The organism is Streptomyces sp. NPDC040410, assembly GCF_055595715.1.
The window spans coordinates 1-5,104 of sequence record NZ_JBVIVK010000057.1 but is presented as its reverse complement, the minus strand read 5'-3'; the positions used below and the strand labels follow the sequence as shown (position 1 = coordinate 5,104).

General features: G+C 73.2%; 1 protein-coding gene. It reads left to right on the top strand.

Annotated features, from left to right (window positions below):
- Window positions 1-5,104: type I polyketide synthase (locus ACZ562_RS38180; protein WP_471189288.1), on the top strand; the 5,104-nt coding region annotated here is incomplete at both ends.

Here is a 5,104-nt window from a genome sequence, read left to right as displayed (position 1 = left end):
CAGGCGCTCCTCGCCACGTACGGCCGGGAACACTCCGACGAACGGCCGCTGTGGCTGGGCTCGCTGAAGTCCAACATCGGCCACACGCAGGCCGCCGCGGGCGTCGCCGGTGTGATCAAGATGGTGCTGGCGATGCAGCACGGCGTTCTGCCGCAGACGCTCCATGTGGACGAGCCGACCACGCACGTCGACTGGTCGGCGGGCGCCGTGCGGCTCCTGACCGAGCCGGTGCAATGGCCCGGGACCGCCAGGCCCCGCCGGGCCGCGGTGTCGTCCTTCGGCATCGGCGGCACCAACGCGCACACGATCATCGAGGAGGCGCCCGCCGCGTCCGTGGCCGAGCCGGCCCGGGAACACCGCCCGGTGCCCGTGCCGTGGGTGCTGTCAGCAAGGAGTGAAGTGGCGCTGAAGGCCCAGGCGGAGCGTCTGCTGGCCTTCGCGGCCGACGACGTGTCGCCCGTCGACGCCGGATTCTCGTCGGCCACGACGCGGTCGGCGCTGGAGCACCGGGCCGCAGTGATCGGCACCGACCCGGCCGAGCTGCGGGCAGGGCTGGAGGCCCTCGCGGCAGGCGAACCGGCGGCGAACGTCGTCGCCGGGCGCGCTCACTCGGCGGACAAGGCAGGGTTCTTGTTCTCGGGTCAGGGTTCGCAGCGGCTGGGGATGGGGCGTGAGCTGTACGCGGCTTACCCGGTGTTCGCTGCGGCGTATGACGAGGTGTGCGCGCATCTGGACGCCCCGGTCGACGTTGATGCGGAATCGCTTCATCAGACGGGTTCGACGCAGCCGGCGTTGTTCGCTGTTGAGGTGGCGCTGTTCCGGCTGTTGGAGTCGTGGGGTGTCCGGCCGGATTGTGTGGCCGGTCATTCGGTGGGTGAGATTGCGGCTGCTCATGTGGCGGGTGTGTTGTCGCTTGAGGATGCGGCGAAGCTGGTGTCGGCGCGTGCCGCGTTGATGCAGGCGCTGCCCGCGGGTGGTGCGATGGTGGCGGTCCAGGCGGCCGAGGACGAGGTGCTGCCGCATCTGACCGCCAGGACAGGTATCGCGGCGATCAACGGCCCGTGGTCCGTCGTGGTCTCCGGAGCCGAGGATGCCGTGCTGGAGATCGCCGAGGTCTTCACCCAACAGGGCCGCAAAACCTCCCGGTTGAAGGTCAGTCACGCGTTCCATTCGCCGCTGATGGACCCGATGCTGGAGGCGTTCGCGGACGTCGTTCGCGGTCTGACGTTCAGTGAGCCGCGGATCCCGGTGGTCTCGAACCTCACCGGCCGCCTGGCCGAGACGTACACCGCCGAGTACTGGGTGCGGCACGTCCGCGAGGCGGTCCGTTTCGCCGACGGTGTGCGGACCCTGCACGAGCTGGGTGTGACCACGTTCGTGGAGATCGGTCCGGGCGGTGTCCTGAGCGGCATGGCGCAGGGCTGTGTGGACGAGGCGGTCACCGTCCCACTGCTGCGAGGTGACCGCCCCGAGCGGCAGGCCGTCGTCACCGCGCTCGCCGAACTGCACGTCAGCGGCGCCGAAGTGGACTGGCACGCTTTCTTCCCGGGCGCCCGGCGCGTCGACCTGCCCACGTACGCCTTCCAGCGCGAGCGCTACTGGCTCGACGCCCCCGCCTCCGCCGGTGACATGCGCGCGGTGGGGCAGCGCGAGGCCGGTCACCCGCTCCTCGGCGCCGTCGTGCCGCTGGCCGACGGCGACGGACACCTGCTCACCGGGCGGCTCTCGACGCACACGCACCCGTGGCTGGTGGACCACGCCGTCAGTGGACTCGCGCTCCTGCCGGGAACCGCGTTCGTCGAGCTGGCGATCGCTGCTGCCGACGCCGTGGGCTGCGACGCGCTGGAAGAGCTGACACTGGAGACACCGCTGCTCGTGCCCGAACGCGGCGGCGTCGCCCTGCAGGTGCGCGTAGGCGCCGACGACGGCTCGGGCCGCAGGCCGCTGACCGTGCACTCGCGGATCGACGACGGGGACGCCTCCGCCCACGAGGACCACTCCGAGCGGGCATGGGTCCGGCACGCGTCCGGCACGCTGACCGCCGCCCCGGGCGGGGCCGTGGACGGCTCGCTCACCCCGTGGCCGCCCGTGGGTGCGGAGCCGGTCGACGTCGACGGGTTCTACGACCGCCTCGCCGGCATGACCCTCGACTACGGCCCCGTCTTCCAGGGGCTGCGCGCCGCGTGGCGGAGCGGGGACGACTACTTCGCCGAAGTGGAGCTGCCCGGCGCGGAGCGGACGGACGCGGGCGCGTACGGTCTGCACCCCGCCCTGTTCGACGCCGCTCTGCACACCGTCTGGCTGGGCGCGGTCGAGCCCGAGGCCGGGACGGGAAACGGGCTGCTGCCGTTCGCCTGGAGCGGCGTGCGCCTGGCGGCTGCCGGAGCCTCCGACCTGCGGGTGAAGGTCTCGCACGCCGGCACCGGCACCTCCACGGTGTCGCTGGTGCTGGCCGACGGCACCGGTGAGCCGGTCGCGCACGTCGACTCGCTGACGCTGCGCCCGGTGCCCGCCGGCCAGTTGCGCGCCGGTTCCGGCAGCGACGACGCGGTCTTCGGCCTGGAGTGGACGCCGGTCAGCCTGCCGTCCGCGCCGGACGGCATGAGGATCGAGACGTACGAGGATCTCGCCGCTCTTCGGGCCGCTGACTCGTCGGCGGACACCGAAGCCGAAGCCGAAGCCGAAGCCGAAGCCGAAGCCGAAGCCGAAGCCGACGCCGAAGCCGAAGCCGAAGCCGAAGCCGAAGCCGAAGCCGACGCCGACGCCGAAGCCGAAGCCGAAGCCGAAGCCGACGCCGAAGCCGACGCCGAAGCCGACGCCGTCGCCGATGCCGTGGTCGTGCCCTGCCCGACCGGGACCGGCGCGGACCTGGCCACCCGGGTCCGTGAGGTCACCCACGCCGTGCTGGAGCTGGTGCAGTGGTGGCTGGCCGAGGAACGCCCGGCGCGCCTGGTGTTGGTGACGCGTTCGGGAGACCTCGCGCAGTCGGCGGTCCGCGGACTGGTGCGCTCGGCGCAGACCGAGAACCCCGACCGCATCGTGCTGGTCGAGACCTCCGCCGATGCCCATGCCGAGGCCGGCAGCGGTGTTGACGCCGCCGGTCTTGCCCGGGTGCTGCCCGGCCTGATCGCGTCGGGCGAGCCGCAGGCCGCGGTGCACGCGGGCGACGAGGTCCGGGTGCCGAGGCTGGTCCGCGTCGCCGCGCCGGACGCCGAGCCGGAGCTTCCCTGCCTCGGCTCCGGCACCGTCCTGCTGACGGGCGCGTCGGGCGGGCTGGGCGGGCTGTTCGCCCGGCACCTGGTCGCCGAGCACGGCGTCCGCACTCTGCTGCTCGTCAGCCGCCGCGGCGGCGCCGCACCCGGCGCGGCCGAGCTCACCGCCGAGCTGACCGCGCAGGGCGCCGACGTCACCTGGGCCGCGTGTGATGTGGCCGACCGCGACGCCGTCCGTGCACTCCTGGCCGGGCCCGGGAAGAGCCTGTCCGCGATCATCCACACCGCCGGCGTCCTGGACGACGGAATCATCGGCGCGCTGACCCCCGAGCGGCTGGACGCAGTGTTCCGCCCGAAGGTGGACGCGGCGCTGAACCTGCACGACCTGGCGGGCGAGCTGTCCGGCGACCTGTCCGCGTTCGTGCTCTTCTCCTCGGTGGCGGGCACCCTCGGCACGCCGGGCCAGGCGAACTACGCCGCTGCCAACACCTTCCTCGACGCCCTCGCCGAGCACCGCCGTGCCGCGGGCCAGCGGGCCACGTCACTGGCCTGGGGCCTGTGGGCGCAGGACAGCGAGAGCGCCATGACCGGCCGCCTCGACCACACCGATCTCACCCGCATCAAGCGCATGGGCCTCGCCGCGATCCCGTCGGCGGACGGCCTGCGGATGTTCGACGCGGCACTGGCCACCGACCGGGCAGCGGTCGCCCCGATCCGGCTCGACACGTCCGCCTTCCACGACGGAAAGGGGCAGCCCGTGCCGCCGGTCCTGCGCGGACTGGTGCGGTTCGCGCCGGTGCGGCGCACGGCGCAGACCACGCCGAAGGGATCGCTGGCTCAGCGGCTGGCCGGGCTGCCGGAGGCCGAGCGGGAGCACGTGGTGCTGGACCTCGTGCGTACCCAGGTCGCCGCCGTGCTCGGGCACGCCGGCGCACAGTCGGTCGGCGCGGACGACTCGTTCAAGGACATCGGGTTCGACTCGCTGAGCGCCGTCGAACTGCGCAACCGGCTCAACTCGGCCGTCGGCATGCGCCTGCCCGCCACCCTGATCTTCGACTACCCGAACCCGCTTACCCTCGCCCGCTTCCTCACCGCCGAAGCCGCAGGATCCGGCGCGGCAGCGGCAGCGGCAGCCGCGCCGGCGACCCTCTCCACGGCCACCGGAACGGCGGACGAGCCCATCGCGATCGTGGGCATGGCCTGCCGCTACCCCGGCGGCGTGCAGTCGCCCGAAGACCTCTGGCAGCTGGTGTTCTCCGGCCGCGACGCCGTGTCGGGCTTCCCCGAGGACCGCGGCTGGGACGTCGAGAACCTCTACGACCCGAACCCCGACCAGTGGGGCACCAGCTACACCCGAGAGGGCGGCTTCCTGCACGACGCGGCGGACTTCGACGCCGAGTTCTTCGGGATCTCGCCACGTGAGGCGCTGGCGATGGACCCGCAGCAGCGGTTGCTGCTGGAGACGTCGTGGGAGGCGTTCGAGCGGGCCGGGATCGACCCGGCGACGGTGCGGGGCAGCAGGACCGGTGTCTTCGCCGGCGTGATGTACCACGACTACGGCGGGCGCGTGCACACCTCGCCCCCAGGGCTGGAGGGCTACCTCGTGAACGGCAGCGCGGGCAGCGTCGCTTCGGGGCGTGTCTCGTACACGTTCGGGCTCGAGGGGCCGGCGGTCACGGTCGACACGGCGTGCTCGTCGTCGCTCGTGGCCCTCCACCTCGCCGCGCAGGCGCTCCGGAGCGGGGAGTGCTCGATGGCCCTCGTCGGCGGCGTCACGGTGATGGCAGGCCCGTCCGTGTTCGTGGAGTTCAGCCGTCAGCGCGGCCTGTCGGCGGACGGCCGGTGCAAGGCGTTCGGCGCCGCTGCGGACGGTACGGGCTGGGCCGAGGGCG